General features: G+C 57.5%; 25 protein-coding genes, 2 tRNA genes and 1 pseudogene. 15 read left to right on the top strand and 13 right to left on the bottom strand.

Features of this window, described 5'->3' with window-relative positions; translation table 11 throughout:
• From PCPL58_RS16480 to PCPL58_RS16470, 3 genes are read right to left on the bottom strand one after another with little or no spacing between them, the layout of a single operon-like run.
• Entirely contained in the window at positions 1-1482 is a 1482-nt protein-coding gene (locus PCPL58_RS16480; protein ID WP_065349938.1) for an aldehyde dehydrogenase, read from the bottom strand.
• Complete coding sequence (locus PCPL58_RS16475; RefSeq protein WP_065349937.1) at positions 1479-2327, bottom strand: alpha/beta fold hydrolase; 849 nt, start codon at positions 2325-2327, stop codon at positions 1479-1481. Before PCPL58_RS16475 ends, PCPL58_RS16480 begins: the two co-directional genes overlap by 4 nt.
• 53 nt (positions 2328-2380) lie before the next feature.
• Positions 2381-2971: an amino acid synthesis family protein gene (locus tag PCPL58_RS16470; protein WP_065349936.1), complete on the bottom strand. Its 591-nt coding sequence runs from the start codon at positions 2969-2971 to the stop codon at positions 2381-2383.
• Between the two features lie 271 nt (positions 2972-3242).
• Between PCPL58_RS16470 and PCPL58_RS16465 the strand changes: the two genes are divergently transcribed.
• Positions 3243-4382: a glutathione-independent formaldehyde dehydrogenase gene (locus tag PCPL58_RS16465; RefSeq protein ID WP_065349935.1), complete on the top strand. Its 1140-nt coding sequence runs from the start codon at positions 3243-3245 to the stop codon at positions 4380-4382.
• A 112-nt stretch (positions 4383-4494) separates the two neighbouring features.
• Positions 4495-5355 (top strand): SDR family oxidoreductase, encoded by an 861-nt coding sequence (locus tag PCPL58_RS16460; protein WP_065349934.1) that lies wholly within the window; start codon positions 4495-4497, stop codon positions 5353-5355.
• Between the two features lie 107 nt (positions 5356-5462).
• Here PCPL58_RS16460 and PCPL58_RS16455 read toward each other — a convergent pair whose 3' ends face one another.
• A complete protein-coding gene (locus tag PCPL58_RS16455) occupies positions 5463-8234 on the bottom strand; it encodes an RHS repeat domain-containing protein (protein ID WP_065349933.1) in 2772 nt (923 codons plus the stop codon).
• Between the two features lie 250 nt (positions 8235-8484).
• Between PCPL58_RS16455 and PCPL58_RS16450 the strand changes: the two genes are divergently transcribed.
• Positions 8485-9927: an NAD-dependent succinate-semialdehyde dehydrogenase gene (locus PCPL58_RS16450; protein WP_065349932.1), complete on the top strand. Its 1443-nt coding sequence runs from the start codon at positions 8485-8487 to the stop codon at positions 9925-9927.
• A gap of 71 nt (positions 9928-9998) precedes the next feature.
• On the opposite strand, the gene pbpG is transcribed toward PCPL58_RS16450, so the two are convergent.
• A complete protein-coding gene (gene pbpG, locus PCPL58_RS16445) occupies positions 9999-10934 on the bottom strand; it encodes a D-alanyl-D-alanine endopeptidase (protein WP_032609595.1) in 936 nt (311 codons plus the stop codon).
• Positions 10935-11202: 268 nt separating this feature from the next.
• On the opposite strand from pbpG, the gene PCPL58_RS16440 reads away from it, so the two are divergent.
• Positions 11203-11763, top strand: a complete 561-nt coding sequence (locus PCPL58_RS16440; protein WP_065349931.1) for a hypothetical protein — start codon at positions 11203-11205, stop codon at positions 11761-11763.
• Positions 11764-11858: 95 nt separating this feature from the next.
• Here PCPL58_RS16440 and PCPL58_RS16435 read toward each other — a convergent pair whose 3' ends face one another.
• Both PCPL58_RS16435 and PCPL58_RS16430 read right to left on the bottom strand, forming a co-directional pair.
• The gene (locus PCPL58_RS16435) at positions 11859-12041 is read right to left on the bottom strand and encodes a hypothetical protein (protein ID WP_003369289.1); all 183 of its coding nucleotides are present in this window, start codon (positions 12039-12041) and stop codon (positions 11859-11861) included.
• Between the two features lie 172 nt (positions 12042-12213).
• Positions 12214-12570, bottom strand: coding sequence for a hypothetical protein (locus tag PCPL58_RS16430; protein WP_003410180.1), 357 nt, complete (start codon positions 12568-12570; stop codon positions 12214-12216).
• A gap of 211 nt (positions 12571-12781) precedes the next feature.
• Here PCPL58_RS16430 and PCPL58_RS16425 point away from each other — a divergent pair, with 211 nt between their 5' ends.
• A complete protein-coding gene (locus tag PCPL58_RS16425) occupies positions 12782-13597 on the top strand; it encodes a shikimate 5-dehydrogenase (protein ID WP_065349930.1) in 816 nt (271 codons plus the stop codon).
• A 22-nt stretch (positions 13598-13619) separates the two neighbouring features.
• Here the strand turns inward: PCPL58_RS16425 and PCPL58_RS16420 are convergent, their stop codons facing one another.
• Positions 13620-14294, bottom strand: coding sequence for a YceH family protein (locus PCPL58_RS16420; protein ID WP_065349929.1), 675 nt, complete (start codon positions 14292-14294; stop codon positions 13620-13622).
• Positions 14295-14448: 154 nt separating this feature from the next.
• Between PCPL58_RS16420 and PCPL58_RS16415 the strand changes: the two genes are divergently transcribed.
• Together PCPL58_RS16415 and PCPL58_RS16410 are read left to right on the top strand one after the other, a co-directional pair.
• Positions 14449-14958, top strand: a complete 510-nt coding sequence (locus PCPL58_RS16415) for a DUF1993 domain-containing protein (protein WP_003369297.1) — start codon at positions 14449-14451, stop codon at positions 14956-14958.
• A 431-nt stretch (positions 14959-15389) separates the two neighbouring features.
• The gene (locus PCPL58_RS16410) at positions 15390-16544 is read left to right on the top strand and encodes an MFS transporter (protein ID WP_065349928.1); all 1155 of its coding nucleotides are present in this window, start codon (positions 15390-15392) and stop codon (positions 16542-16544) included.
• On the opposite strand, the gene nhaR is transcribed toward PCPL58_RS16410, so the two are convergent.
• Positions 16541-17443, bottom strand: coding sequence for a transcriptional activator NhaR (gene nhaR, locus PCPL58_RS16405; RefSeq protein ID WP_003369301.1), 903 nt, complete (start codon positions 17441-17443; stop codon positions 16541-16543). The genes PCPL58_RS16410 and nhaR overlap by 4 nt on opposite strands.
• Positions 17444-17574: 131 nt before the next feature.
• On the opposite strand from nhaR, the gene PCPL58_RS16400 reads away from it, so the two are divergent.
• A complete protein-coding gene (locus PCPL58_RS16400; RefSeq protein ID WP_003369303.1) occupies positions 17575-17817 on the top strand; it encodes a hypothetical protein in 243 nt (80 codons plus the stop codon).
• A gap of 34 nt (positions 17818-17851) precedes the next feature.
• A complete protein-coding gene (locus PCPL58_RS16395; RefSeq protein WP_003369306.1) occupies positions 17852-18610 on the top strand; it encodes a TerC family protein in 759 nt (252 codons plus the stop codon).
• Positions 18611-18692: 82 nt separating this feature from the next.
• On the opposite strand, the gene PCPL58_RS16390 is transcribed toward PCPL58_RS16395, so the two are convergent.
• Positions 18693-18875 carry a hypothetical protein gene (locus PCPL58_RS16390; RefSeq protein ID WP_044309624.1) on the bottom strand — a complete coding sequence of 61 codons (183 nt, stop codon included), beginning with the start codon at positions 18873-18875 and terminating at the stop codon, positions 18693-18695.
• 220 nt (positions 18876-19095) lie between these two features.
• Between PCPL58_RS16390 and PCPL58_RS16385 the strand changes: the two genes are divergently transcribed.
• Complete coding sequence (locus tag PCPL58_RS16385) at positions 19096-19791, top strand: hypothetical protein (protein ID WP_065349927.1); 696 nt, start codon at positions 19096-19098, stop codon at positions 19789-19791.
• Between the two features lie 59 nt (positions 19792-19850).
• Here the strand turns inward: PCPL58_RS16385 and PCPL58_RS16380 are convergent, their stop codons facing one another.
• Positions 19851-21134, bottom strand: coding sequence for an NAD(P)/FAD-dependent oxidoreductase (locus tag PCPL58_RS16380; RefSeq protein ID WP_065349926.1), 1284 nt, complete (start codon positions 21132-21134; stop codon positions 19851-19853).
• Between the two features lie 182 nt (positions 21135-21316).
• Here PCPL58_RS16380 and PCPL58_RS16375 point away from each other — a divergent pair.
• The 4 genes from PCPL58_RS16375 to PCPL58_RS16355 all read left to right on the top strand — a co-directional run bounded on the left by PCPL58_RS16375 (position 21317) and on the right by PCPL58_RS16355 (position 23493).
• Positions 21317-21393 (top strand) — tRNA-Val (locus PCPL58_RS16375).
• A 660-nt stretch (positions 21394-22053) separates the two neighbouring features.
• Positions 22054-22130, top strand: a tRNA-Val gene (locus PCPL58_RS16365).
• 600 nt (positions 22131-22730) lie between these two features.
• Positions 22731-22988, top strand: a complete 258-nt coding sequence (locus PCPL58_RS16360) for a hypothetical protein (protein ID WP_232002807.1) — start codon at positions 22731-22733, stop codon at positions 22986-22988.
• 40 nt (positions 22989-23028) lie between these two features.
• Complete coding sequence (locus tag PCPL58_RS16355; protein ID WP_065349924.1) at positions 23029-23493, top strand: hypothetical protein; 465 nt, start codon at positions 23029-23031, stop codon at positions 23491-23493.
• A 75-nt stretch (positions 23494-23568) separates the two neighbouring features.
• Here the strand turns inward: PCPL58_RS16355 and PCPL58_RS16350 are convergent, their stop codons facing one another.
• Positions 23569-23919, bottom strand: coding sequence for a hypothetical protein (locus PCPL58_RS16350; protein ID WP_065349923.1), 351 nt, complete (start codon positions 23917-23919; stop codon positions 23569-23571).
• 381 nt (positions 23920-24300) lie between these two features.
• Here PCPL58_RS16350 and PCPL58_RS16345 point away from each other — a divergent pair, with 381 nt between their 5' ends.
• Positions 24301-25278: an IS5 family transposase gene (locus tag PCPL58_RS16345; protein WP_065348561.1), complete on the top strand. Its 978-nt coding sequence runs from the start codon at positions 24301-24303 to the stop codon at positions 25276-25278.
• Between the two features lie 144 nt (positions 25279-25422).
• On the opposite strand, the pseudogene PCPL58_RS16340 reads toward PCPL58_RS16345, so the two are convergent.
• Positions 25423-25860, bottom strand: a pseudogene (locus PCPL58_RS16340) (tyrosine-type recombinase/integrase); the annotation flags it as partial.
• Positions 25861-25885 lie beyond the last annotated feature (25 nt).

Here is a 25885-nt window from a genome sequence, read left to right as displayed (position 1 = left end):
TTAACGCATGACAAATGGATCAGGCATGGGCGCCTGCGAAAGGTTGATCCACACCGTTTTCAGTTCGGTGTAGGCCAGCACGGAGTCTATCCCGCTCTCACGACCGTAGCCGCTATTTTTGAAACCGCCGATGGGCGCCATGGCCGACACGGCTCGATACGTATTGACCCAGATGATACCTGAGCGAATATCCCGCGCCAGACGGTGTGCCCGGCCAAGGTCGCGGGTCCATATTCCGGCGGCGAGACCAAACTGGGAGTCGTTGGCGATGGCCAGCGCTTCGGCTTCGTCCTTGAAACGAATCACCGATGCCACCGGGCCGAATACTTCTTCCTGCATGATCTTCATCGAATTGTGATCGCACTCGAACAGCGTAGGTTCGTAGAACCAGCCTTTGCTGTCCAGCGTCGGTCGCTTGCCGCCCAGACGCAGGCGTGCACCTTCGGCCAGCGCGTCGGCCACCAGGCCTTCTACCACGGCCAGTTGCTGAGCGGTGGCCATCGGACCCATTTCGGTGCCTTCATCCTGCGGATTGCCGATGCGGATACGACTGGCGCGCTCTGCCAGGCGTTCGACGAACTCGTCGTAGATTTCGTCCTGCACCAGCAATCGCGAGCCGGAAACACAGCTTTGCCCGGACGCCGCATAGATGCCGGCGACGGCGCCATTGATGGCGCTGTCCAGATCGGCGTCGGCGAAGATGATGTTGGGTGATTTTCCGCCCAGTTCCAGCGACAGTTTGGCGAAGTTCTCCGCGCTGCTGCGCACCACATGACGCGCCGTAGCCGCGCCACCGGTGAAGGCTATCTTGCGCACCAGCGGGTGCCGGGTGAGGGCCGCGCCAGTGGTCGGACCGTAACCGGTGATGACGTTGACCACGCCCGGTGGAATGCCGGCTTCAAGTGCCAGACGCGCCAGCTCAAGCACGGTGGCCGAGGCGTATTCCGAGGGTTTGAGGACAATGGTGTTGCCTGCCGCCAGTGCCGGGGCCAGCTTGATGGCGGTCAGGTACAGCGGGCTGTTCCAGGGTATGATCCCGGCCACTACGCCCATCGGTTCGTGCACGGTGTAGGCGAACAGGTCGGGCTTGTCGAGGGGCAGGGTGCCGCCTTCGAGTTTGTCAGCCAGCCCTGCGGTGTAATGAAAGAATTCGGGCAGATAGCCGACCTGCCCGCGGGTTTCGCGAATCAGTTTGCCGTTGTCGCGGCTTTCCAGCTGTGCCAGTTGCTCCTTGTTTTCGGCAATCAGGTCGCCCAGTTTACGCAGCAGCTTGCCGCGTGCCGTGGCCGTCAGGCCGCGCCAGGCCTGACCCTCGAAGGCTTTCTGGGCGGCCTGAACGGCCCGTTCGACGTCAGCTTCGTCAGCATCCGGCAGTTGCGCCCAGGGTTCGGCCAGCGCCGGATCGAGGCTGTCGAAGGTCTTGCCGGACAACGCATCGACCCATTGACCGTCGATGCACATCTGAAAGCGGGTAAGGCTCATGCAACAATCCCCTTGATCGAATGGTGAGCGGACGCCGGTTTGTCGAGGCCGATCTTTTCGAAGAAACCAAGCAATACCTGGTTGACCAGACGTGGCGATTCAACCGGCATCATATGACGCTGATCGGGCAATATCGCGACATCGGCACCAGGGATGCGCGCGGCCATTTCGCGGGCCATTTCGGGCGTCGATCCCGGGTCAAGTTCGCCCGTGGCGATCAACGTCGGTGCGCGAATATCGCCCAGATCTTCGGCGCGGTACATATCCTGAGTGGCGAACAGCTTGTACGTGGTCAGGTAACCCTGCGGATCGTTGCTGGCCAGGTTGTGCCGAATGGCCGCAATCTGGGCCGGGCTGGCCGCCTGATACTCGCGGCTGAACCAGCGTGACAGCGCTTCGCCCGCATTGGCGTCCGGGCCATGCTCGGCAGCCTGAGTGGTGCGCGCAATGACGCTGGCACGCTGTTCCGCGCTGCGATTGAAGACGCTGTTGAGCACCACCAGCCCCGACAGGTGCTGGGGGAACTCCAGCGCAAACGCACGCGCCACCAGTCCGCCCATCGAGAAACCGACGACCGCCGCCTGCGGCAGTTGCAAGTGCGTCAGCAGCTCGTGCAGTTGTTCGGCATAGCCCGGCAGGCCCGTATCCGGGTGGGGGCGAGGGCTGGCACCGTGGCCCAGCATGTCGTAGGCGATGACCTGATATTGCGTGGCCAGCCCGACGATCTGGCCGCCCCACATTTCCTTGTTAAGGCCCACCCCGTGAATCAACACCACGGGGTGACCTTGGCCGGTAGCCAGATAGCTGGTACCCGCCGGGGTGTGTTCAGCGGTGAGCTGAATCATGGATCGCTCCTGCGCAGATGACAAAGGTGATCGGGCGACGAGCCCCTCATGATTTACTGGGCTTTTTCGGCCGCCAGCTCTTCCAGGTCTATATAGCGATTGCCGATTCGTGGGTGCAGGCGTCCACCGTTGGCGGCACCAAGGACTACGATGATTTCGTCGGCACGCGGCGAATCTTCGATGTGCATTTCCAGGGTGATGTAGTGCGAGCGCAGCCCTTCATCGTCCTTGTGCATCATCGGAATCTGGATCGACGTACCTGGGCCGCCGCGTTTGTTGGTGAAGCTCAGGTAGCTCTTGGCCTTGACGGCCTCACGGTAATGATTGCCAAAGCGCAGGGTGTGGATCACGGCCGAAGCGTGTTCGATTTCGCCTTCCGCCCCGACCACTGCAGCCTTGCCGTAGGCCTCGATGTTCTGCGCGCCGCCAATCGCATCGGTGAGGCGCTTGACCATCAACTCGCCCAGTGCGGAGCAGTTGGCGCGAATCTCCGGTTTCAGGTCTTCGACGAAACCACGGCCCAGCCAAGGGTTCTTGATCACGGCCGCCAGCCCGATCATGGTGACCGGCTTGTCGACGGCCTTGCCGCCCTCGATAAAGGTTTCTTCGGTGTACGTGACGATCTTGCGAATTTCAAAACTCATGAACGACTCCCGGAGCGAGTGCTTTTGTATTTCGTCTGATGGTATACCATAAGATCGTGCGTGCAAATGCTTTCTTTGCAGTGAATACAGGGGCCGGGACTCGCCTCATTTGCCCGAATCACTGCGAGCGCGCAGCGTTGACACGCGTTCATCAATGACCATTCGTCAGGTACGAAGGCAATCGCTTTGAACAGGCGTCTTCTGGTCGTGACAGATATTCGGTGAGCCATAAAAGGCCATGTCGAATTTTTCACCCAAGGAGACTCAGAACATGAAAGCTATCGTCTATGGCGGTCCGCGTGACGTCAGTGTCAAAAACGTACCGGATGCGAAGATCCAGAAGCCAACAGATGCTCTTGTCCGAGTGACCTCCACCAATATCTGTGGCTCGGACCTGCACATGTACGAAGGCCGCACGTCTTTCGAGACCGGGCGCATTTTCGGCCATGAGAACCTCGGCCAGGTGATCGAAGTCGGCGCCGGCGTCGACCGCATCAAAGTGGGCGATTGGGTGTGCCTGCCGTTCAATATTGGCTGCGGCTTTTGCGAAAACTGTGAGAAGGGCCTGACCGGTTATTGCCTGACTGCCAACCCGGGCAGCGCGGGTGCGGCTTACGGCTTTGCTGACATGGGCGATCATGAAGGTGGCCAGGCCGAGCTGTTGCGTGTGCCGTATGCCGACTTCAACTGTCTGCTGTTGCCCGAAGATGCCGCCGAGCGTGAAGAGGATTACGTCATGCTCTCGGACATCTTTCCTACCGGTTGGCATGCCACCGAACTGGCCGGGCTGCTGCCTGGCGAAAGCGTTGCCATCTATGGTGCCGGTCCGGTCGGCCTGATGGCTGCCCACTCGGCGATGATCAAGGGCGCGTCGCAGGTGTTCGTGGTCGACAACCATCCAGATCGTCTGGCACTCGCGGCGAAGATGGGCGCGACGCCGATCAACTCGCTGGAGCAGGGCGCAGTGGATCAGATCCTCAATCTGACCGATGGCAAAGGCACCGACCGTGGCTGTGAGTGCGTCGGTTATCAGTGCTGCGACCGTCATGGTTACGAGGCCAACCACGTCACCATGAACAATCTCGTTGCCTCGACCAAGGCGACAGGTGGAATCGGCGTCGTGGGCGTTTTCGTGCCGCAGGATCCGGGCGCCAAAAGCGACCTCGCGAAGGAAGGCAAGATGGCCTTCGACTTCGGTTCGTTCTGGTTCAAGGGCCAGCAGATCCGCACCGGCCAGGCCAACGTCAAGGCTTACAACCGTCGCCTTGCCGAGCTAATACACCACGGTCGCGCCAAGCCGTCGCAGATCATTTCCCATCGCCTGAAACTTGAAGAAGGCCCTGACGCCTACAAGCACTTCGATGCGCGTGATGAAGGCTGGACCAAGGTCGTGCTCAAGCCAGGTGCGTGATAAGCGCAGTTGACCAGGCCTTGCCTGAGAGCCCTTGTCGTATCTGCCATAGGCGATCGACAAGGGCGTCAGCACTTCAGTCACAACATTTTATTCAACGAGATTTATTCAGATGAACGAAGAATACCCAAAGCCGCCATTTGCCAGCCAGCCACAAGATGTTCCAGGCATGCAGGGCAAGATGGACCCCTATCCCGATTGCGGTGAAAAAAGCTACAAGGGCTCCGGACGTCTGCAGGGCAAGATCGCGCTGATCACCGGCGCCGACAGCGGCATCGGCCGCGCAGTCGCGATCGCCTTTGCACGTGAAGGCGCGCAGGTCGCGATCTCCTACTTGAACGAGCATGAAGACGCGCAAGAAACCAAGCGCTGGGTCGAAGAGGCGGGCCGTAAATGTTTGCTGTTGCCGGGCGACCTGGCACAGAAGCAGCAATGCGAAGACATCGTGAGCAAGACCGTTGCAGAGTTTGGTCGCATCGATGTGCAGGTCAACAACGCTGCGTTCCAGATGACGCATGAAACGCTGGACGAAATCTCCGACGAAGAATGGGTCAAAACCTTCGATATCAACATCACGGCGATGTTTCGCATCTGCAAGGCTGCGGTTCCGCATATGCCGCGGGGTGGTTCGATCATCAATACCAGTTCGGTCAATTCGGACATGCCCAAGCCGACGTTGCTGGCCTACGCAACCACCAAGGGCGCAATCGCCAACTTCACCGGTGGTCTGGCGCAGTTGCTGGGCGAGAAGGGCATCCGCGTGAACAGCGTTGCTCCAGGTCCGATCTGGACCCCGTTGATCCCGGCGACCATGACCGACGAAGATGTGAAAAGCTTCGGTAGCGAGACACCGCTGGGGCGCCCGGGGCAGCCGGTGGAAGTTTCGCCGATCTATGTGCTGCTGGCCTCTGACGAAGCCAGTTACATTTCCGGCTCGCGCTATGCAGTGACGGGCGGCAAGCCGATTCTGTAATTACCCCGACAACGCCTTTTTTGTTGAAACGGTGCTCAAACAGGCACCGTTTTTTCAGGCGTCAATGACACTCTGTATTTGCTCAAGCGGGTACTGCCATTGATTGTCTAATTTCCAGACTGATTCATCCGTGTCTGCGCATATCGGGCAGGCTGTCCGGTCGCCATGACAAGCGACGAAAGCGTGTCGGCATTCATCAGCAATAATGAAGTTCGGGTCGTTGTGTTGCTCAAGAACTCTTGTTTTCGCTCTGCTCGGGTGCGCGCATTCTCGGTCAACGCCTGCATGGCGAATATATAGTTGGCTGGATCGAATCGGTTTTCCCTGGGGCCATGCGTCGAGATTTTTCTTAACGACTTTCGGAACTCGCCTGACCACGTCTTAACCTGTGTGGCATCCGCTCCATTAACGAGGCGCTTACTGGCATCCGTCAGATAATAAAACGCATCCACTGTATTCAGGCGGACATGGGAGGTCTCGTGAATAAGGGATCGTGCAACTTCCAGCACATCGTAGTTGGCAAGAAGAGAGGTTGACACCCCAATCCGTTCGACCGATTCCTGAAACTCGCCTTGAAAATCAGTCGATGCGAGAATGTCCTCGGGTCCGTTAAAAAGAAACAGCGTCAGATCAGAGTCTGGACTGCCGATGGACTCAATGAGCTCCTGCATCTGCCGTAACGAATCTTCCACGTCGATGCTCGTAGCGGCGCGGGCGCTCGGATCCAGCGCGCCAAAGGTTGCGTCGAAAGCCTTGTTTACGTCTCGCCTCGGTGATGCTTTTAGCAGCTCGGAACGCGTGAACTCCAATAACGAAACGGCAACATCCCTAACGTCATACATTTTGGATAGCTGCTCAGCCGCGAACTCGGAAAGGTCCTTTGCAACGACAACTGTAATAGGTACGTCGTAGGGAGCAGCCCCCTGTTGATCGGCAAACCGCAAAGGCGAATTCCTGACAAAACGATACAGATTCATCCCGTCCACTGTGCCCGCCGGGTCCGGATTGATCCATCGCTGCAACCACGGCGCGTAATAGCGCAGGCCGTAGTAGTACAGCCCCGTCGCGTCGCGTTCCTTGCCGGAATAACGAATGGTTTTATAGCTGGCTTCAACCGTACTGCGCCCTGCCCACCACGAGGTACCACCAAACGGGTAGTAACTTTCCTGGCTGATGATGCGCGCGTTGTTATCCAGCTCCAGGGTGCCGGACCCCAGATGATCGGCGAAGCTGTAGCGAACCTGATCGTTTTCAAGTCCTTCGGGTTGACCCGTCTGCCAGTGCAATACCCGAGCCTCGTTGCGCCCGGCCTGGGTGACGATAACGTGCAAAGTCTCGGCTGTGGCGCTGTTGCTGTGCACCTCCAGGCCTGGTAAGTAGCGCACTTCGGCACTGTGGACAACGGCTTTCGCCTTGGTCGTATGGATTTTGCGCAGGCGTTGCCCACTGGCGTCGTAGATGTAGCGCTCTTTGTCGTCGTCACCCGCTGCCCGAACCACCGGCCGCACTTGCTGCAACTGATTACGCCAGTCCCAGCTCATCGCTTGCCCGGCTTGCAACTCATTCAGATTGCCATTGGCGTCGAACGCGGCAGCGATGGCCGCTTCATCCGGCGGTCGATCTTTGATAACCGGCAGGCTGCGATTGTTGGTTTGCGAAGTGATCAGGGTGCGCGAGTGGGACTGGTTGCCCGTGTGGGTCAGTTGCAACAGATTGCCGCTCGCATCATAGCGGTAGGTTTGCGTGTAATTGGCCAGCTGCGTCAGGTCGAGGGGAGCCTGGAAGGATGGAAAAACAGGGCCTTGATTGAGTTTCGCAGACTCCGTGCCGGTAGCCTGGATCAACTGATACAGCGTGTCGTATTGATACGTCGACACCGGCTCGATGCGCTGACCGGCATAACACCGTGTCGGCTGGGTGCGATCCTCGATACGCAGGACATTGCCCATCGGGTCGTAGTCATAGAGCAGATGTTGCAGCAGTTGACCATCTGCCCGTGTGCCTTTGAGTTCAATCAGACGGCCATCTGCGGCGTCGTGCACCGCCTTGGTCACAACGCCGTTGCCAGCCGTTTCCGAGGTTACGTGGCCTTGAGCGTCGTAATCGATACTGTGAACCAGAACTCGCTTTGTCTGCCCGGAGAGGCTGAGTGAAATGGCCTCAATATGACCTGCCACAGTATGGGCAAAGGTCTGGACGTTACGCTGGGCGTCCGTCTGCGAGATGACATCGCCAAGCGGACTGTGTGCCCAGCGCGTAGTTGCGCCTGGACCAGATTCGAGCAAGGCGTCACGTTCTGCCAGCGGTTCTGGCCAATCGACATTTTCGGGATTGAAGTGGAAATGCCGCGTCTGTTCAAGCACGCCACCCGTCAGGGCGAACTCGGTATCCATTCGCGAACCAGCCGGGTCATCATGGCGTATACATTGGTTGCAATGGTTATGGCCCTGAGTATCCGGACCACCGTATTGCCGCCGCTCGACGCAGCGTCCGTTTTCAATGATGGCAACGGGTCTGAGTAGAGCGTCATACTGCACGCTCCGCTCAGTCCCACGGCCATCCCATCCGGCCACGACCGCGCCGCTGTCACCGGCCAACATCAGCCGCCAACCGGCATCGACACTGTCGCTGAGAAGCGCCTGACCACTCAGGGAAAACACAGTGGCAAGATTGACGGCAGCCTGGCTTTCCCAGAGCCTTGCATCCCAGCAGTTGACCGGATGCCCGGCAGCATCATGAGCCACGCGGTTTATAAGAACTGCCGGCGTGTCCGTGGCCTGGTTGCGCCAAAAATCAATCGCGCGAATCTCCAGGCCGCGTGGCTCAATGACACTCAGGCGGGGCGTATGATGATGCAATGCGGCAGACTGTACGTTCATGATCACGTCATCCCTGACTGGTGACTTGAGTCCAGGCTATGTAAGTAAAGTATCGTCGTAAGTGCAGCATAGCGCAGGCCGATGAGACCACCGGCTTCAAACGTGTTGTGAGCCTGTCGACGCGCGTCATGACGCGTCGCAAAATCGACGAGCCGTAGCGCTTGTCATTTTTGCCGATGGCCGGTGCTGATCAGCGAGTCTGATCCGTCGGTCACACCGTTCCTTTCAGCGACTTATGGAGAAATTGTTCATGTATCCAGACGTACAGCTTTATATCGATGGTCAATGGCGCGCAAGCCGCGACAATCGCACGTTGTCAGTCATCAACCCGGCGACGGGCGAGGCGCTGGGCACTGTGGCGCATGCCGGTATCGCCGACCTTGACGAAGCTCTGGCGGCGGCCGAGCGTGGCTTTGCCACCTGGCGTGCCACCTGGCGTGCCACCTCGGCTTATGATCGCTACAAGCTGATGCAGAAAGCGGCAAACCTGATTCGTGAGCGCGCGGACGGCATCGCCCGAATCATGACGCAGGAGCAGGGCAAGCCCTTGGCCGAAGCGCGCATGGAAACCCTGTCGGCGGCTGACATCATCGACTGGCTGGCCGAAGAAGGGCGTCGCAGTTATGGTCGTCTCGTGCCGTCGCGGGGCGTGTCCATCGAACAGAAAGTCATCAAGGAGCCGGTCGGCCCGGTCGCTGCGTTCACGCCCTGGAATTTCCCGATCAACCAGGTGGTGCGCAAGTTGTCCTCGGCACTGGCTGCGGGCTGCTCGATCATCGTCAAGGCCCCGGAAGAAACGCCAGCGTCGCCTGCCGAGCTGATTCGCGCTTTCGCCGATGCCGGTGTGCCGGCTGGCGTCATCGGTCTGGTCTACGGTGATCCGGCAGAAATCTCCGGCTACCTGATTCCGCATCCGGTCATTCGCAAGGTCACGTTCACTGGCTCTACGCCGGTCGGCAAGCAACTGGCCGCATTGGCTGGCAAGCACATGAAGCGGGCAACCATGGAACTGGGTGGTCATGCACCGGCGCTGGTGTTCGATGATGCGGATATCGACCTCGCCGCTCGCGTGCTGGCCACCGCCAAGTTCCGTAACGCCGGGCAGGTCTGCGTGTCGCCGACCAGGATTCTGGTGCAGCGCAAGGTACTCGACGCGTTCACCGAGAAATTCGTTGGCCTGACTCGCGAAATCAAGGTGGGTAACGGTCTGGAGGCGGGCACCACCATGGGCCCTGTGGCCAATGATCGACGTATTCCTGCGCTGGTCGATCTGATCGATGACGCGGTGCGTGGTGGCGCGACGCTGTCTGCCGGTGGCAAGGCTGTCGAGGGGGCGGGCTATTTCTTCGAGCCGACCGTGTTGAGTGGCCTGAAGCCGCAGATGCGCATCATGAATGAGGAGCCTTTCGGCCCTGTCGCGTTGCTGGTGCCTTTCGACACGCTAGAGGAGGCGATTGCCGAGTCAAACCGCGTGCCGTTCGGGCTGGCATCCTATGCCTTCACCACGTCGATGAAGACTGCGCAAGCGCTGAGTACCTTTATCGAAGCGGGGATGCTGTCGATCAATCATCAGGGCATCGGCTTGCCGGAAGTACCGTTCGGCGGGATCAAGGATTCCGGTTACGGTTCCGAAGGCGGCACCGAGGCCATTGAGGCCTACCTGAATACCAAGCTGGTCACTCAATACAACTGAGTGTCGCTCGAGGAAATAAAAAACGGTCGCGATGTGCAAGCATCGCGACCGTTTTTCGTTGCCAGCGTGACTCAGTCTCTGGCTTGAATACCGGTCTGTCTCATGACCAGATTCTTTTCTTTCTTGTACTGCAGGGCCACTTCGGGCGCTGGGCCGCTCTGACCGGTCTCCATCCACTTGCGTATGCGGCTGGCGTCGGCAAAGTGCGTGTACTTGCCGAACGCATCGAGAATCACCACTGAAACCGGGCGGTTGGCCATGCTGGTCAGCAGCACCAGGCAATGACCGGCCTGATTGGTAAAGCCGGTCTTGGTCAGCTTGATGTCCCAGTTATCCTTGCGCACCAGATGATCGGTGTTGCTGAAACCGAGGGTGTAGGTCGGTTTGCGGAAGGTCACGGTCTTCTGCTCGGTGGTGCTCAGTTCACTGAGCAGCGGGTATTTGCGCGCTGCCATCACCAGCTTGGTGAGGTCGCGCGCGGTCGACACGTTGTACACCGACAGGCCGGTGGGTTCGACGTAGGCCGTGTGCTTCATGCCCAGCGCCTTGGCCTTGGCGTTCATCGCCAGAATGAACGCCGGATAGCCGCCCGGATAGCTGTGCGCCAGGCTGGCCGCCGCGCGGTTTTCCGAGGACATCAGGGTGATCAGCAACATGTCCCGACGGTTCATTTCACTGCCGAGCTTGACTCGAGAGAAGACGCCTTTCATTTCCGGTGTCTGGGAAATGTTCACCGGAATGACTTCGTCCATCGGCTGCTTGGCATCCAGCACGACCATCGCGGTCATCAGCTTGGTGACCGAGGCAATCGGCACGATCACATCCGGGTTGCTGGAATACAGCACCTTGTCGGTCTGCAGGTCGATGACCATTGCGCTGCCCGAGGCAAGGTGCAGGTTGGAAGGATCACGGTTCAGAACGGCGGGTTCATTTGCCAGCGTAGGGGTAGAAAGCACCGGGCCGGTAAGTACAAATAATAGGCCCAAAAGAGACAGACGGATTTTCAAGAGCAAGGCTCACTCGATAAAAGGTGGTAAATGGAAGGGATCGCGTCAAAACGCTGCATTTTATGAGCAGACTTTGCTGTATGTCGATGGGCTGGGGTGGGCGTTTGCGCAATAAATGACGCAATCGGTCATTCATTAAGTTGCTGTTAAGTCGCTTTCTGCTCTGGAACCTGCCAAAAACCACATCTGAATTGAATATTCGTGGTGCGCAAGGCCCGCACCGATTAGCATTCCATGCCATTCAGGTCACCGATTCAGGAGTCATGCAATGCTCAAGGGGTTTGTCAGCAAGGATTACGCAGTACTGGTGATCAGCGCTTCATTGATCGTCATTCTGCTGCTGGGTGTCGGCTTTACCTCACGTCCGAGTGACTGGGCCGGCTGGATGCAGGCGATCGGTCTGATCGTCGGGCTGATGGCCGCTGTGGCAGTACCGGCCATCCAGCGCAAGCAGGAAGCGGAACTGGCGCACAGGCAGATACGTGACCGGGAAGTGGGTTACGCGCGGCGCATGCAGTACCTGTGCGGCGAGCTGAGCGAACTGCAGGGCCGTATCAGCCTCAACCTGACCCATCTGCGCGCCAGTGACCGGCATAGCCTGAAATACACCTTGCAGGATTACCTGCATCGCCTGTTCGAGTCGCATAAACAGGACCTCAACGATGACCGCGTGGTGCTGGCTTACGAATTGCGTCAGGTCGCCAATGACCTGATCGATGAACTCGACAGTGGGCGTACCGATCGTGTGGTGTTAATGGCGCTGGAGAAACGCCTGCAGAAACTGGCCCATCGCTGTCAGGTCAACGCGGCCATGGCCGAGCGCGGCTGAGTCTGGTCACCGGCTTTTTCCATGGCAAAAAAAGCCCGCCATCGAAGAGGCGGGCAAGGGATGTGCGGAGCAACGCACGAGGTTTGCAGAAGAAGTCAGCTGTTGAGGGGCTGACACTGCAGTTGCCGCGACAGGGCCTCTGCAACAGGCAATGACGCGAGCGGGCCGCTGACGGGTTCGCCATCCTGAATCAGGTACCAGCAGGCCAACAGGCCGCGCTCTCTGAGCGGGGCTGGAACTGCGCTACCGACGACGGACATGATGTGTACCTTGGTCATAAGTGCCTCCTCAATCCATGGCGCTACTGTAGAGGGCAGGCGGGCAAGTCAGAAATCGACGCTCTCAATAGTGGTCATTGATAACAACGAGGGTTTGGCGCATTGCATTGGCAGCCAATTATGTGAGCACAGCAACGAAAAACCCGCCTGAAAAGGCGGGTTTTTTGTTCTGTTACCAGCGGCCGCGTGGCGGACCGTAGTAATAGCCGGGGCCTGGCGGTGGCCCGTAACGGTGGTAGTAGCCTGGCGGTGGAGGCGGTGGGTAGCGCTCCACAACCTGATAGACCGGGGCCGGCTGGTAATAGACCGGTGGCGGCGCGTAATAGACCGGCTGCTGTTGCACGTATACCGGCTCGCGCTCGACGTACACCGTTCTGTCGCGACCTGAAGATACCGCCGCCCCGACAACGGCAGCGCCAACGATAGCACCTACCACGGCAGGGCCACCCCAGCCACGGTCAGCATTCGCCTGGCCAGCAAGGGCCAGGGCACCTACAAACAAGGCGATCTTGGGGATTTGACGAATCATGACTGTTCCTCGCTCTCAACCCGTTGTCGCGCGCCTGCATCACTCTCAAGCACTGCCACGGGATAACACTATGACACCGAAATTGTAAGAATCTGCGAAAGTGCTGAGTAAATTTTATGTAAGGTGTGCCGCATATGTCCTCGCGCTCGCTGGTGCGTAGCATACGCTTCTATCGAAGATTCAAGCCATTACCGTCTGGAGGAAACACCCGATGTCCGTCACTGCTAACAGGGAGACATTATTGTGCATGTCCATGGCCGCCCGTCCCGGCAACTTTGGTGTGCGTTTCCATAATCATCTTTATCAGCAGTTGGGCTTGAACTTCTATTACAAGACTTTCGCCCCCAAAGACCTCGCCGCCGCCGTGGCCGGCATACGCTCGCTGGGGATTCGTGGCAGCGCAGTTTCGATGCCCTTCAAGGAGGCCTGCATCGAGCTGGTCGACGAACTGGACGCCTCGGCTGCCGCTATCCAGTCGATCAATACCATCGTCAACACCGACGGGCATCTGAAGGCGTTCAACACCGATTACATCGCTGTCGCTCAACTGATGGAGAGCCATGCGGTGTCGCGCAGCGCGTTTGCCCTGCGTGGAAGCGGGGGAATGGCCAAGGCAGTCGCGTTCGCGCTGCGTGATGCGGGTTTCACCGAGGGGCTGATCGTGGCCCGTAACGAGCAGGCCGGCCGGCGTCTCGCAGAGGCGTGCGGCTTTCGCTGGCAAGCGGAGCTGGGCAGCGCGCGGCCACCCTTGCTGGTCAATGTCACTCCATTAGGGATGCAGGGCGCGCAAGCTGACGAGCTGTCGTTTGACCTGCAAGCCATCGACGCCGCTGAAACGGTTTTCGATGTGGTGGCTACCCCGGCCGACACGCCGCTGATCCAGGCTGCACGCCGCCTGGGCAAGCGTGTGGTGAGTGGTGATGAAGTGGCGGCGATCCAGGCACTGGAGCAGTTTGTGCTCTATACCGGGGTGCGCCCGACCGACGAGCAGTATCAGCAGGTGGCAGCCTTCGCCAGAGCCGGCTAGCCGGCAGGTCGGGCAGGGCGCGTTACTCCTCGGCGTGCTCCAGTCTGGCCAGTCGTTCTTCAAGGGCCGCGACCCGTGCCTCCAGCTCATCGATACGCGAGTTGGCCGCCGGACTTGCCGAAGGTCGCTCCGGTGCGTGCTGGCGGGCGGCAAGCAGCTCCTGCAGGGATTCCGGGTCGCCCAGCAGGTGCATGTAACGGTCTTCGCGCTGGCCCGACTGGCGCGGCACGAGCATCGCCAGACCTCTGGCGATCAGACGTTCCAGCTGGTGCACGACCTGCTCGCTGTCCTCGAAGTCGTGCATGCGGTTGCTGCGGGTCAGCAGCTCGTTGACGGTCTGTGGCCCGCGCAGCAGCAACAGGCCAGTGAGTATCACCTGCGCCGGGACCAGCTCGAGCCCCTTGTCGACCCTGTGTTCCCAGCGATCGGCGCGACTGCCCATGATCAGCCGTGACAGACCGCGGCCTTCCAGGGCTCGCAGGCTCTGGCCGACCTGACCCTGGGTGAGGTTCATGACCGGGTCACGACTGGTCTTCTGGTTGCAGGCAATCACCAGTGCATTGAGGGTCAGCGGATAGGTTTCCGGGTTGGTCGCCTGTTTCTCGATCAGGCAGCCCAGAATGCGCACTTCAACGCCGTTGAGTTGTAACGCCTCGGCATTCGGGGAGGATTCGGTGGAGGACGATTCGATGGACATGGCGCTTCCCTGAGTGATGGCGGTGGATCAGCGTAGGGCGTGGCGGACATTATTGCCAGTGTCTGCTGCACGGATCTGCAGGGGCGCTGAAAAGTGTCACGGCGTTTGGCGTCATGTGGGTCTATAATTGCGCCTTTCTCAATCAGGATATGTCATGTCTATTTCCCTGTACGCCGCTTCCATTCCTGTCTTTCAGCAAATGCTCAACGCGCTGAGCGACGTTCTGACCAAAGCCGAAGCCTACGCGACCGAGAAGAAAATTCAGCCGCCAGCCCTGCTACAGGCACGTCTGTTCCCGGATATGCTGCCGTTCACCCGTCAGGTGCAGATCGCTGTCGATTTTGCCAAGGGTGCTTCCGCGCGCCTGGCAGGCGTCGAGATCCCGCAATACGATGACACCGAAACCACCTTTGCCGAGTTGCAGGCTCTGCTTGCCAAGACACTCGCGTTCATCGGCAGCATCACCCCTGACCAGGTCGACGGCAAGGAAGGCATCGAAATCGTCCTGCGTCCCGGCACTGAAAAGGAAAAGCGCCTGAACGGTCAGGCCTATCTGCTCAGCTACGCCTTGCCGCAGTTCTTCTTTCACGTCACGACTGCCTACGATCTGCTGCGCCACAACGGCGTTGAAATCGGCAAGCGTGATTTCATGGGCAAGTTCTAAAACGCCCGGAATAAAGGGCTTACAGGCTTCTGCCCGAAGGGCGTTGGAGTGACCGGGGCGGCGTCCGTATTGCTCACGAAGTCGATGCATCGAGCGCCCTCTTTCCTGAGGGCTGTACCGGCCTCTTCGCGAGCAGGCCCGCTCCCACGGCCTTCGGCCAGAATAAAAAGCGGACTGGTTTACACCGACGCGTGCTCAGCGTGTGGGTGCAGTTCGTTACGCTTTCACTGAGCTTTGGCGTGAGCTTCGGGTCGTACAGGATGCACTGTTTAGTCACTGCCTTGCCGGATTGAGAAGTTTCGACGCAGAACCTCACGAAATGCACGCCAATGCGCAGCATTGGCGTGACACTCATCTTCAAGCCGCTTTAATTTTCCTCCCGCAGGCCGCGCTGTTGCAGCGGGCTGTATTGATGTTGTTCTGGAGTATTCATGTTGTTGCCCATCCTTCTGCTGTCAGCCGCCGGGTTCACCGTGCTGACTACAGAATTCGTTATCGTTGGCCTTTTGCCAGCCGTTGCCCGCGACCTGAATGTCACGGTCTCGCAGGCCGGGCTGCTGGTGACGTTGTTCGCGTTCACCGTCGCCGCCTTTGGTCCCTTTCTGACCGCCTACTTTTCGCGCTTCGAGCGCAAGCGCCTTTTTGTCAGCATCCTGGTACTGTTCGGCTTTGCAAATATGCTGGCGGCGCTGGCGCCCAATATCGCCGTGATGGGTATCGCCCGGCTGATTCCCGCGTTGGGCTTGCCGGTGTTCTGGGCGCTGGCCAGCGAGACCGCCGTGGACATTGTCGGTCCGCAGTTTGCTGGGCGGGCGATTGCCAGGATCGGTTTCGGCATCGTTTGCGCCACGGTGTTCGGCATCCCCATCGGTACCCTGATCTCCGACGCGTTCGGCTGGCGCACGGCCTTTCTGGTGCTGGCCGGTCTGGCGTTCGCCAAGGCACTGTTGTTGACGGTCTATCTGCCGAAAACGGTTGCCCGGCCGAACCCGGTCTCGATCCTTGAACAGTTCGGCATCTTGCGCAGCCGGATGATGCAGGGGCACGTGCTGCTCTCGGTGCTGGTGTTCAGCGGCATGTTCACGGCCTATACCTACCTGGCGGACATGCTCGAGCGTCTTGCCGGTTTCGACGGCGCTCTGGTGGGCTGGTGTCTGATGGGCTTTGGCACTGTCGGCTTGCTGGGCAACTCGCTGGGCGGGCGCATGGTCGACCGCCATCCGTTGATTGCCAGCCTGGTGTTCTGCGCTTTCATGGTCGTCGGCATGGTCGCGGTGGTGCCGAGCATTCATTCGGTGGTGGCCTTGCCACTCGCGCTTGCCGTTTGGGGCATTACCCAGGCGGCCTTGTTTCTGGTCAGTCATGTGCGGCTGATCAAGGCAGCGCCACAAGCACCTGCATTCGCGGCATCACTGAACATCGCCGGCGCCAACCTTGGCATTGGCATCGGCGCGGTGATTGGCGGCAGGGTCATTGATCACCTGGGGCTGGGCAACGTCGGTTTTGCCGCTGCGGGCATCATTGTGCTGGCGCTTGTGCTGGCGCTGTTGTTGATCAAGCGTGATCCGGGGCCGCTCCCGGCTTAGCCTGCATCGGTAAACAGCTGGTTCCGAGCACTTTCGGCGATGGCGACAACGCCGGGGTGCCTGACCTTGCGCTCCACGGTAATGGCGTAGAACGATTCGGTCACCGCGTCAGTATGGCCAACCACTTGTACGCCATACTGGTTCTGCACTTCGTCGGCGATCACGCTGGGCGCCACGAACACGCCGCTGCCGGATTTGCCGAACGCCTTCATCAGCGCGCTGTCATCGAATTCGCCAATGATGCGCGGCTGAATGCTCTGTTCGGCAAACCAGCGCATCAGTCGGCCTCGAACCACGGTTTCCTGGCCTGGAATCAGCAGCGGTGCGCCATGCATGCACTGCGGAAAATCCGTCCCGATACGCTCCGCCATTTCACGCGTGGCGAAAAAACTGACCCCGCATTCGCCCAGCTTCTGGCTATACCCCTTGATGTCCAGATGCGGCGGCATGGGGCTATCGGAAATCACCAGGTCGAGACGCTGAATGGCCAGGTCTGCCAGCAGTCGTTCCAGCTTGTCCTCGCGACAGGTGATGCGGATTGACTCTTCCAGCGTCATGGTCGGGGCGATCAGGCGGTAGACAATCGACTTGGGCACGACGTCGGCCACCCCAATGCGCAACAGCAATTGCTGTTCATCCGGTTGCGAACGCAGCAGGTTTTCCAGGTCATTGCCCAACTGAAACATTTGTTCGGCGTAGGGCAGGGCGAGGCGACCTGCTTCGGTCATTTCCAGTTGCCGACCGACGCGCTGAAACAGATCGACCCCCAGTGACGCCTCCAGCAGACTGATCTGCCCGCTGACGGTCTGCGCGGTCAGATTCAACTGTTCACAGGCGCGCACGATGCTGCCGGTCTTGGCCACGACCCAGAAGTAGTGAAGCTGGCGGTAATTGAGCATATTTTCTGCCGATTCGGTAAAACCGAAGTATATGCCTTATAAAATCGAATTTTCCTTATGTTTCAAGATGTCTAGAATCCGCTCCAATGCCGGGCTGAACAGGCCGCCCGGCTTCACCGACCGAGGAGCCCATGAACAAAGCCCTTTACGCTGTATTACTGAGCGGTTCGCTGCTGGTAGTGGCGGGATGCGATCAGCTAGAGTCTTCCACCAAGCAGGTGGTGAACGCCGCCGCCGACAGTGCAAAACAGGTGGTCGATGACACCCATAAAGCCGCGACCCAGGCACTGGACGAGGCCAGGCAGGAACTTTCGTTGCAGGAGCCACCACCAAACTCGGCTGAAACCGAAAACACGTCTGATAAAGAAATCTGACTTATAACTATTGGCGCAGGCAGGGCAGTGATCTATGGAATACCTATTGGAACTCGCAACAAGTCCGGCCGCCTGGATCGCGCTGGCGACACTGGTGGTGATGGAAGTTGTACTGGGCATCGATAACCTGATTTTCATCTCGATTCTCACTAACAAGCTGCCTGAACATCAGCGCGAGAAGGCTCGCAAGCTGGGTATCGGCATGGCGCTGGTGATGCGTCTGGGTCTGCTCAGTACCGTTGCGTACATCGTGCAACTGACAGAGCCGGTCTTCGAGGTATTCGGTCAGGCGTTCTCATGGAAAGACATGATCCTGATTGCCGGTGGCCTGTTCCTGGTCTGGAAGGCAACGACGGAAATTCACCACAGCATGGACGTCAAGACCGAGGAAGAGAAAGCCCTGGGTTCGGTGGTGGCGCTGAGCATGAGCGCGGCTATCGTGCAGATCCTGATGCTGGACCTGGTGTTCTCCATCGACAGTATCATCACTGCCGTGGGGATGACCGAGCACCTGCCGATCATGGTCATCGCGGTCATCTCTGCTGTGGTGGTGATGCTTGTCGCCGCCAACCCGCTGGCCAAGTTCATCAACGACAACCCGACGGTGGTCATGCTGGCCCTGGGCTTCCTGATCATGATCGGTATGACGCTGATCGCCGAAGGTTTCGGCGCCCATGTGCCCAAGGGTTATATCTATGCGGCCATGGCCTTCTCGGCAGCCGTTGAAGCCTTGAACATGCTGGTACGCAGGGCAAGACGCAAGAAAGCCGCTACTCAGGTGTCCACGCACTGATAGCTGGCGAAACTGTAAAAAAGGTGCTGGCAAATACGCTGATGAGGGCAGATCAGCTAAACGCTGCTCACGCCCTTGTAAGTCAGTTGGCTGCTACAGCGGGAGCCTTGAGATGTTTTGCAAGGACTGGCCGCTTTGCCACGCGCGACTCGACACTGCGTGGCTGGTGATGGCGACGGGATACGCGCATCACCCCCCACAGCATCGCACTGGCAACGGCAAGCCAAGAGGCGATCAGCATCACGATTGTCAATTCCAGGCTCATAAGTGCCTCCACATTCCTGCTTTTTGTTGCGGTCTTGATAACTGACAGTCTAGTACGGGGCATGTTTCGGTTAATTGACCAGTGGCATCGGGCTATGAATTATTTTCGCCATTCCGCTGACCGGGGTGCTGCGCGCGGCTATACCCGGAACCCGGTCGGCTCTATCATCGGTGCTCAGGTCGGGTCGCGGGTTGCCCGATAACAGTTGAAGTGAGTGAACATGCTGTCGGTTTCTTTCAATACCGGTACTGCCGGTGCACTGCGTTCATGGTTGATTGCGGCCTTGCTGACGGGCCTTGCTGGTTGTTCGTCGATGGTTACGCCGGAGATGAAACGCCTTCCGGACCGGGTCGAGCTGACGTCGATTCCGTTCTTTCGGGGTAATGCCTATCAAAGCGGCCCGATGGTGCTGGCTAGCATGCTGGCCAACCAGCAGGTGCAGACAACGCCCGGTTTGCTCGACAAGCCGCTGCAACTGCCGGGCGCCGAGGACCGGCTCGAACAGAACATGCAGAAAGTCGCGCGTGAATACGGGTTCATGGTTTACCCGCTTGATGGCCAATTACAGGACCTGCTGACTCAGGTCTCGGCGGGTTATCCGGTCATGCTGCGTTTTGCCCAGGGCTCTGCGCTGTGGAAAGGGCCGCGTTATGCGGTGTTGATCGGCTATAACCGCATCAAGGAGACCGTGCTGCTCAACGCAGGCATGGATCGTCGCTATTCAATGAGTTTCAGCAGCTTCGCGTCGGCCTGGAAGGACTCGGGCAGTTGGGCGGTGCTGATTCAGTCGCCCCGTCAGTTGCCGGCCAATGTCGATGCGCAGCGCTGGCTGCAGGCGGCCGAAGCGTTATCGACATCAGGACAGGAGCAGGCGGCGGGCGAGGCGAAAAGAACGTTGGCACGCGGCGTTAAATGAAATCAACGCGGCAGGAACAAAAACGGCACCGAGAAGGTGCCGTTTTACGTTCAGCAAATCTAGAAGCCGAGTCGGTCACGCAGGCTGTAATACCATGCGCCCAGCGCGGTCAGCGGGGTGCGCAGCAGCTGTCCGCCGGGGAACGGGTAGTGGGGCAGGTCGGCGAATGCATCGAAGCGCTCTGCCTGACCGCGCAGCGCCTCGGCCAGTACCTTACCGGCCAGGTGGGTGTAGGTCACACCGTGTCCGCTGCAGCCCTGCGAGTAATAGATGTTGTCGCCCAGTCGTCCGACCTGGGGCAGACGAGACAGGGTCAGCAGGAAGTTGCCGGTCCACGCGTAGTCGATCTTCACGTTCTTGAGCTGCGGGAACGCCTTGAGCATTTTCGGCCGGATGATGGCTTCGATATTGGCAGGATCTCTGGCACCGTACACCACGCCGCCGCCGAAGATCAGGCGCTTGTCGGCGCTGAGGCGGTAGTAATCCAGCAGGTAATTACAGTCTTCGACGCAGTAATCCTGCGGCAGAAGTGTCTTGGCCAGTTCATCGCTCAACGGCTCGGTGGTGATGACCTGAGTGCCGCACGGCATCGACTTGGCCGTCAGCTCCGGGACCAGATTGCCCAGGTAGGCATTGCCGGCCACGATAATGAACTTGGCCCGGACCCTGCCTTGCGCCGTATGCACCACAGGGTTTGCCCCGCGCTCGATACGAATGGCCGCTGATTGCTCGTAGATAGTGCCACCCAGTGTTTCAACGGCCGCCGCTTCACCCAGCGCCAGGTTGAGGGGATGAATATGTCCACCGGTCATATCCAGCAACCCGCCGATGTACTGATCACAAGCCACGACTTCATTGATCCGGCGCTTGTCCATCAACTCGAGGCCGGTGTGCCCATAGCGCTCCCAGAGCCGCTGCTGGGCTTCGAGATGCGCCAGTTGCTTGCTGGTCAGCGCTGCGAATACACCACCATCTTTCAGGTCGCACTGAATGCCGTAACGGGAAACCCTATCGCGAATGATGGATGCGCCTTCGAAGGCCATCTGCCCGAGCAACTGCGCCTGGCGTGGCCCCACGGTTCGCTCGATGACATCGATGTCGCGGCTGTAGCTGTTGACGATCTGCCCGCCATTACGGCCTGATGCGCCGAAGCCGACCTTGGCCGCTTCCAGCACCGTGACCCGAAATCCGTTTTCCAGCAGGAACAGCGCGCTGGACAAGCCTGTGTAACCGGCTCCGATGACACACACGTCAGTTTCGACTTCGCCCTGCAGCGCGGGACGTTCCGGGGCAGCATTGGCTGAAGCCGCATAGAAGGACTGCGGGTAGGGCGTGTTTGCCATCCTGAGACTCCGTTTAATATTCTTGACGATGGCGGCAATCGTACCCGAGATATAAAAGCTCTGCCAGCAGCAGGCGAAAAGAGTCGTTGCCTGTAGTTTGGCAAAAAACGCTGTATTTCATAGGGTTAGCAAAAAAACAGATTGACAGGTATTCGCATATCCGTAGAATGCCGACCCACAGCAGGCACGTAGCTCAGTTGGTTAGAGCACCACCTTGACATGGTGGGGGTCGTTGGTTCGAGTCCAATCGCGCCTACCAGACAAAATCCGCTCTGCTGGGCGGTATCAAAAGGGTCAGCCGAGAGGCTGGCCCTTTTTTGTTTTGCCAATGATCGAGTAAACGCGCGTGTTGCGCAGTCCTCCCTGAATGCTCATACGATCCTGTCTAAGCGTGCCTTCGTACTCAAATCCGACCCGCTCGGCGAGTCTCTGGCTGGCTTTGTATCTGCCTTGCATAGTTTCCAGTCCGGCGTCGGGGGCGGGCCCAGGATGTCTTGAATCATAATGACGATTCCGTCACTTCTCAGCCTTGCATAGCGATTCGTGATAGCGGGCCCGTCTTCGGAGGCAGCGTTGCTTTCATTGTCGCTTTGAACCGGGCCTGACCCGTTATCAACCACCAGTGCGGCCACGTCATCGTCCATGATTTTTTCTCCTGAGTGATGCATAGGTCGACGCCTATGACGCTAGCAAGCGTTATTGGGGCTGGATGATGAGTGATACTGGTAAATGTGCTAGGTAAGGTTTCAAAAGGTGGGTGAACACAAGAAGGCCGCACGATCAGCGTACCGGTAAGGCGAAAGGAATCCGATGTCGCGTGATCACTGGCAGGAGCCTTAAAAAATTCACGTATTCAGAGAGTTACTGCAAAAAAGCGTTTGACAGGCAATCGAATATCCGTAGAATGCCGACCCACAGCAGGCACGTAGCTCAGTTGGTTAGAGCACCACCTTGACATGGTGGGGGTCGTTGGTTCGAGTCCAATCGCGCCTACCAAACAAAATCCGCTCTGCTGGGCGGTCGAGAGGGGGAATCCGAAAGGGTTCCCCTTTTTTGTTTCTTGAGAAAACGTTCACAATCTATAGGCATCGTTCACACACCGCAATGGGAACGTCCGTTCTCGTTCAAATCGTCGTTCACACAAGCATTCACACTGGCATTCACACGAGTAAATGTGAACGACCATAGCTAACCTACTGATCTGTATAGCCTGATCACCTTCTTGTTAAGGTGGTGCTCATTGTTCGTGGCCTCACAATGGCAAGCTTCTAACCAACTGAGCTACGTGCCTGCTGTGGGCTGGACGCTACCCAACCCCTCTGTGGAATTTTCTTGACGCTCAAGGCAAGGGCCAATTTCTGTGTGCGTGGGGCCATCAAGGCGAGAGGGGTAGGCAGGGGGTTAGGGGCTGTCCTTTCTTATGCATTGCTGGTCAGGAATTTCTGGTAGAAATGCTGGCGCTTGGCTAGCACCATAGCTAAAGTCATCTTGCAGTATTCAATCGCTGACGAGAGCGTGCACATGATCAGGAATGTCGTAACAGTTATGTACTGGACGTGGCAGGGAAGGAGAGTGGGGAACAAGGTAGCGAGGCTTATGGAGATTCGCCCGAGCTTATACCATAGCGCTATGGAGGAAGGGGGATGTCAGTTGCATCTGATGAAGCTGTATCACCTGAAAAAAATGGGCGTTCCTTTGGAGCTGATCGCACATGATTCATGCAAGTTTCTGTTCGCAGGGCTGGTATGCATAGAGCAGGCAATCGGCCCTCAGGCACTTACTGAAAGTGCTAAATTCAAAGTGGTGCAATGCGACATTAAAAATTACGATGGCGCAGGGTCTTGCTTTTTGTGAAGGCCAAGAGTCTGAAGCTTTTAGATGTGCGGGGTTCCGAATGAAGCTGAAGGCGCGCCGGTTGGGGTTGATGTTATTAGCTGGGGGTGGCGTTGTAGCTGTGACTGCCTACGGAGTATCAGGTGTGCAGGTGCATGCCTCTCTGGGCGGAGGAAATGGGTGCAGTCCTGATTCCCCTATAGCCATCATTGTTTCTAATTACACCTTGAGTCGTGTAAGCAGTGTGATTATAAGTTTGGAGGCATGGAGAAACGGCAACAGCACTAACATTCTGTCGGGTAGAGATTACCGGTTCCCTCTGGTGTTATTACCTTTGGAAACGAAGTCTGCATGCTATTCGGACAGGGCATTTGCTGTCAGCAAAGAAGCCTCACTGAATGCGTCCGTTGAGCAAGATTTTGAGACGGTCTCGTTGTCTGGTGCGATAAACGAGGTCCGACAGGTGAGGGCTTTACTCAAGAATGTCGAGCTGATTGTGACTGATGTGGAAGTCATAAGAAAATAAGGGGGCTGCTGGCTAGAGAAGTGGTCGTAGGTCTGAGGAGGTAATGCACCCCACCTCTTTTAATAAATAATTCTCTCAGTTTGGTGACACTAGGGTCAGTCTTCGGAAGTCAGCTTCCCATTCCTCGGTCACTTTGGCTTCTTTAGCTAGATGGCCTTCAATGTCTTGTTTCTTTGGTCTGCCCACTGGTCTGGTTACGCCAGCAATCTTAAGCAGTTCCTTGACAGCTGGTATGCTTCCTTCGTTAAGCGCATACTTCAATGGCTCAAGTGACTTGTCAAACCAGTAGAGTCGATGCTCCTCTTTCCATCCTTGGTTTTCTGCATGGTTATCTAGCAGGGCTAGACTAACTCCAAGTGTCTTGGCTAGCTCAATGTGTGAGTAAGCTTCTACGTATTGCTGTTTGTGTTCTTCTTGAATGTTCATGTTGTTCTCTTTAAGTGTGTGAGTATAGTAGTGGGCTTTCAGCAGGAGTCACTGCGTGACAGCAGAAGCAAGAGCACGCCACGTAGTGGCATACGCAATAAAGAAAGATCAAGAGCGATACATACTGGTTGGTAGTCCGCTTTTGATTCTCTCTTTTATGCGTGCTCTTGTCAGCTACGCTGACGTTGCTTTTGCTTTTAAGGAAGGTCCATCGATAGATGGTAGTCTAAGGATGGTGTCTTACTTAGTGTGCTAAGAAGAGAGTAGTATCTGTCAGCTTGCTGACGTTAAGGTTTCCCAGTTTCTCTTAAGGAAACTCTGAAAAAGACTTCCAAATCTGGTGAAATACGCCAGTCCCAAGCACTGAACGGTTGAGTCCCGATGAAGCAGATGTCCTTCGCTGACGCCGAATACGCTGGCAAACGCAAACAAACCCGCCGTGAACGCTTCCTGATCGAGATGGATCAGGTCGTGCCCTGGAATGGCTTGGTCAAACTGATCGAGCCACACTATCCAAAGGGCGAAGGTGGTCGCCCTGCCTATCCGTTGATGGCGATGTTGCGGGTTCATCTGATGCAAAACTGGTTCGGCTACAGCGATCCGGCCATGGAAGAATCGCTCTACGAAACCACAATTCTGCGACAGTTTGCAGGACTGCACCTGGATCGGATTCCGGACGAAACCACGATCCTCAATTTCCGCCGACTGCTGGAGAAACATGAGCTGGCCGGTGGGATTTTGCAGGTCATCAATGGCTATTTGGGCGACCGTGGTTTGTTGCTGCGCCAGGGCACCGTGGTCGATGCAACGATCATCCATGCGGCGAGTTCGACCAAGAACGAGGACGGAAAACGTGACCCTGAAATGCACCAGACGAAGAAAGGAAATCAATATTTCTTCGGGATGAAAGCGCACATCGGTGTCGATGCCGAATCCGGTTTGGTGCATAGCGTGGTGGGCACGGCGGCGAATGTAGCTGACGTAACTCAGGTCGACCAGTTACTGCACGGAGAAGAAACTTACGTCTCTGGCGACGCGGGCTACACCGGTGTCGAAAAGCGTCCCGAGCATCAAAATCGCCAAATGATATGGTCGATTGCAGCGCGGCCCAGCAGTTATAAAAAGCATGCAAAGGAAAGTCTGATCGGGCGCATGCGTCGCAAAATCGAATACGCGAAAGCTCAACTGCGCGCCAAGGTTGAGCATCCGTTTCGAGTGATCAAACGCCAGTTTGGTTATACGAAAGTACGCTTCCGAGGCCTGCTGAAAAACACTGCGCAGCAGACCACGCTATTTGCTCTGTCCAATCTGTGGATGATGCGAAAACGACTGCTGAATACAGGAGAGGTGCGCCTGTAATGTGGACAATTGACGCTAAAAAGCGCTTGTCCGAAGAAAAAAGAGGAGTTGGGCGAGGCAAAGGTCTGATTTTCGATTGAAACGACGTTTTTTGAAACTTTGAAGCAACGGGAGGGTTAAAAAGTCTGCCTACTTCAGACCTTCCTTAGGTAGGGTGATATCACAGACAGGGTTAGGTATGTCTATCAGCAAGCCACGTTTAGCGTACTTGAAGAACCGAGAGAGGAACGCTAGTTGATGTCTGCATGTGGCTGCCTTGACGGTCTGTAAGCGCATCAGTTTGAAATCGTTCACTAGCTTGGGGGTTATGTCATGAATTGACTGAGGGAAGGCGTGAGCTAGTTGCTCAACTATCTGGACAGCATGGGTGTAGGAACCCTTGCCCTTGAGGTGGGAGTCACAGTAGGTCATGCCCAATGTGAAGATGGTGTGGTGCTTATGGTCTTTGATGACAGCCTCAAGCTTGTCAGCCCATGCCTGAGCCTCAGCCTGTGTAGAAAATGTCTTCGACTGAGGGGGTTTCCCTTTCAATCTGACCTGAGCGTTCCAGTTGCCTGATGGTAGGGAGCGGATGTTAGCCATGTTGACGCCTCATGATGTGAATGGG

It is taken from the genome of Pseudomonas cerasi (genome assembly GCF_900074915.1).
In the GTDB taxonomy this organism is placed as follows: Bacteria; Pseudomonadota; Gammaproteobacteria; order Pseudomonadales; family Pseudomonadaceae; genus Aquipseudomonas; species Aquipseudomonas cerasi.
This window is presented reverse-complemented; position numbering and strand designations above follow the sequence as displayed.